Consider the following 3,135-nt stretch of genomic DNA (forward strand, 5'->3'; position numbering starts at 1 on the left):
TATTCAAATACCACATCCCAGAAGAAGAACTCGGACGAATTCGATCTGCTACGCATTCAGATATGGCGCTGGGAAACGAACGTTTTAAAGAAGAGATTGAGAAGCTAACGAGATTAAATTTTCATATGCCCCCAATTTACCTATTGATTCCTTGTTTATTGTTCAATAAGAAGCATTAGTGATATATTTTATCGCTAAGTCGTTTTACAACATATAAATTGCAATTTATAAAAATGAATAAGAGTAATACAGAAGGATACCCACTTATGTCTCGGAATACGCCACTTAATTCTCTACGTGTTTTTGAATCTGTGGCTAGGCTGGGTTCCATAAGTGCCGCTGCTTCTGAATTGTTTTTGACTCCTAGCGCGGTAAGTAAACACATCAGTAAACTGGAAAGTTATTTTGATGCGGCTCTGTTTAATCACAATGGTCCTAAACTATTTTTGACGAGTACAGGCATAAAGCTCTCAGAAAAAGTTCGAGGCCCATTTCAAGAAGTTTATTTGATTTGCGATGAGATAAAATCAAGAAAAAGTACCATAAAAATCAAGACACCATCCAGTTTCTATATCAGGATTCTTGCGGACGCCTTATCCTCTTGTGATACACCTATCGAAAACGTCAGCATGTGGATGGATACTGAACTAATCGATTTCACTCGAGAGCCTTATAATTGTGCTATTCAATATGGCAGTGGCATTTTTCCTTCACACTGGGAGTCGATAAAACTGCTCGAAGAACATTTAGTACCAGTTTGCACACCCGATGTGTTAGACAGCTATCATGCTGGACAGGCATACAACGTCATCCATCCTTCCCCAGATAAAACAGATTGGTCGAGATGGTTTGTACTTTTTCCTGATTATATAAGGTCTAACACAAATAAAGAGCATATATTTGACACGATGGATCTTGCAATTAGTGCTGCCCAGAAAGGCCTTGGTATTGCGCTAGTTGATGAACAGATGATTAAAAATGAGTTGATTAGTGGAAAATTGATCAAACTTTGCGATGTTTCATTATTTACTGGATCCTCTTATTACTTTGTTTATCCAAAATCTGTCAAAAACAGCGATAATATATCTAACCTACTAAATTTTATTCAATCTAATTTGTAACTTTATCTCTTGCTTTCATTCGAATGCGTATCTCTTGTAATAAAACCAACAAGAAGATCGATAAGTTGGATAAAAATACCGTTATAAGGTAGTAGTAACTAGCGCCGCTTTCTGCATAGAAATACCAAACAGCAAGCCCTGAGCATAGCGTACCGATCAACCAAGTTGACGGTGATTCTGTTGCAGGAAGACGGCTTAACTTTTTTAAGATCATCACAGTTCCCAAGACATCAACCAGAATATTCAAGTAGATAGCTAAAGATGCCTGCCCAGTAAAAAACCACAATAAAACACTTAAGCATACGAAGCACAAAATAGACTGCTCTATTCTATCTGGCTTTAATGCTACACCTCTCATAAGGCCTACAACAATAATCGATACTTGGCACAAAAAACTTAACCCACAGGCAATAAGTATGCTGTAGCTACCCAAAGATAGAGATGCAAACATAGTGACGAGGAGAGACATGGCAAAGCAAAACCAGCCGCTAACCGATGGCAACGACAGCCCTCGATACAAAGAGATAAAATAAGGAACATATTGAAAAAAACTTAAAAATACAATGAGCTCTTTCATTTTTTAGCCTTTATAATAAGTGCATGAGATAAGTTTTGAAAAAATAGAGGGAGCTTCATCTCTTTCTCTAAAATAGAGATAGCACTATTTAAGTCCCCACTTTTTTTAAACACATCAGCAGTAATATTCAACCCTTTAACGTTAACATTCCTGAAAGAACAAAACTCTCTTTTAAGTGAACTGATAGACCAAAAAAAGGCAGGAGAGGTTGTCCCTCCTGATATTGAACTATTTCTAATATTATAATTGTCTATAGTTCTCAAGAATTTTCCGTTTAGAACTCTTTTAATCGAATATCGTGAATAAACCATCAAAAACAAATTTCCTCCAGGCTTTAGTAGCCTCATAAACTCATTTATTGCATCATTATAATTAATCACATGAGAGAATGATCCATTGAGAGAAATAATATTATCATAACAGCCACTATTCAAATATTCCATGTTGGTAATATCACCATGAATAAAATTTCCACTTGGATGTTTTTTCTTTGCAACCTCCAACATTTTGCTTGATAAATCTATGCCAGTATAATTACAAGATATTTTTGAAAGCATTGCCTTAGCTAGACCTGTCCCACATCCACAATCTAATACATTACTATCAGGCTCAATAAAATTTAATAGACTTTTCTTAATAAGAAAATCCTCCGCAAGACTTATGTTATCTCTATAATAATCGTCATAAGAGTAAGCTAAATTATCATAATATTCTTCTATTTTATTAGAGAAATTTTTCACTATATACTCCCTTATTTATTAAGTTATCTTCCATAAAACACGCTGCCAAATCATATTACTTTTATATGATAATTAAAATTGATAAAAACGAAAAATGATTTTTCCATATACTAAAAATGACGACGTAAGTATTTTTCATTAATATCTCATATCGTTTTCTTGGCCGAGCTCAGTTAGCTCTTCCTGAAATTTGTGGGGATACCTCAGGGTCAGATGAAAATAGAAAACTGGTCGCTTGGTTGACTCAATAAGTGTTTACCCTAAGATATCGGCTAGTCTGATATTTATGAACAGGATGTTCGTATCAGCGTTTTTTCAGTAAAGCTTATTTCAAAGGAGTGAAATATGGCGAGGCTTCCACGACTTTGTCCGATTGGCATCCCGCAACACATTATCCAACGTGGCAACAACCGCCAAGTGTGTTTTGCCAGTGAAGATGACTTCATTGCTTATGCGCATTGGCTAACGGAATACGCCCAAGAGTTTGACGTTAAAGTGCATGCATGGGTCTTTATGACCAATCACGTACATTTACTTGCAACGCCAATGACCGAGGGCGGTATCTCGAAGATGATGCAAGCACTGGGACGCCGCTATGTCCGTTATTTCAACTACACCTACCAAAGAACCGGCACATTGTGGGAAGGGCGATTTAAATCTTGTGTCATCAGTGCTGAGGAATACTTTTTTATCTGCC

General features: G+C 36.4%; 4 protein-coding genes. 2 read left to right on the forward strand and 2 right to left on the reverse strand.

Features of this window, described 5'->3' with window-relative positions:
• Positions 1–266 precede the first annotated feature (266 nt).
• The gene (locus DK187_RS20745; protein ID WP_162623578.1) at positions 267–1,121 is read left to right on the forward strand and encodes a LysR family transcriptional regulator; all 855 of its coding nucleotides are present in this window, start codon (positions 267–269) and stop codon (positions 1,119–1,121) included.
• On the opposite strand, the gene DK187_RS20750 is transcribed toward DK187_RS20745, so the two are convergent.
• Complete coding sequence (locus DK187_RS20750; RefSeq protein ID WP_111609201.1) at positions 1,111–1,698, reverse strand: hypothetical protein; 588 nt, start codon at positions 1,696–1,698, stop codon at positions 1,111–1,113. The two genes, DK187_RS20745 and DK187_RS20750, sit on opposite strands and share 11 nt — an antisense overlap.
• Positions 1,695–2,438 carry a class I SAM-dependent DNA methyltransferase gene (locus DK187_RS20755; RefSeq protein WP_162623579.1) on the reverse strand — a complete coding sequence of 248 codons (744 nt, stop codon included), beginning with the start codon at positions 2,436–2,438 and terminating at the stop codon, positions 1,695–1,697. The genes DK187_RS20750 and DK187_RS20755 overlap by 4 nt, the downstream gene beginning before the upstream one ends.
• 345 nt (positions 2,439–2,783) lie before the next feature.
• Here DK187_RS20755 and DK187_RS20760 point away from each other — a divergent pair.
• The coding region (locus DK187_RS20760; RefSeq protein ID WP_111609203.1) for a transposase at positions 2,784–3,135 on the forward strand (352 nt) is incomplete at its 3' end.

The sequence above is a fragment of the Marinomonas arctica genome (assembly GCF_003259225.1).
In the GTDB taxonomy this organism is placed as follows: Bacteria; Pseudomonadota; Gammaproteobacteria; order Pseudomonadales; family Marinomonadaceae; genus Marinomonas; species Marinomonas arctica.

Excerpts from the sequence above, each read along its gene's own strand:
- DK187_RS20745 (WP_162623578.1), top strand. The coding sequence starts at position 267 with ATGTCTCGGAATACGCCACTTAATTCTCTACGTGTTTTTGAATCTGTG.
- DK187_RS20750 (WP_111609201.1), bottom strand. The coding sequence starts at position 1,698 with ATGAAAGAGCTCATTGTATTTTTAAGTTTTTTTCAATATGTTCCTTAT.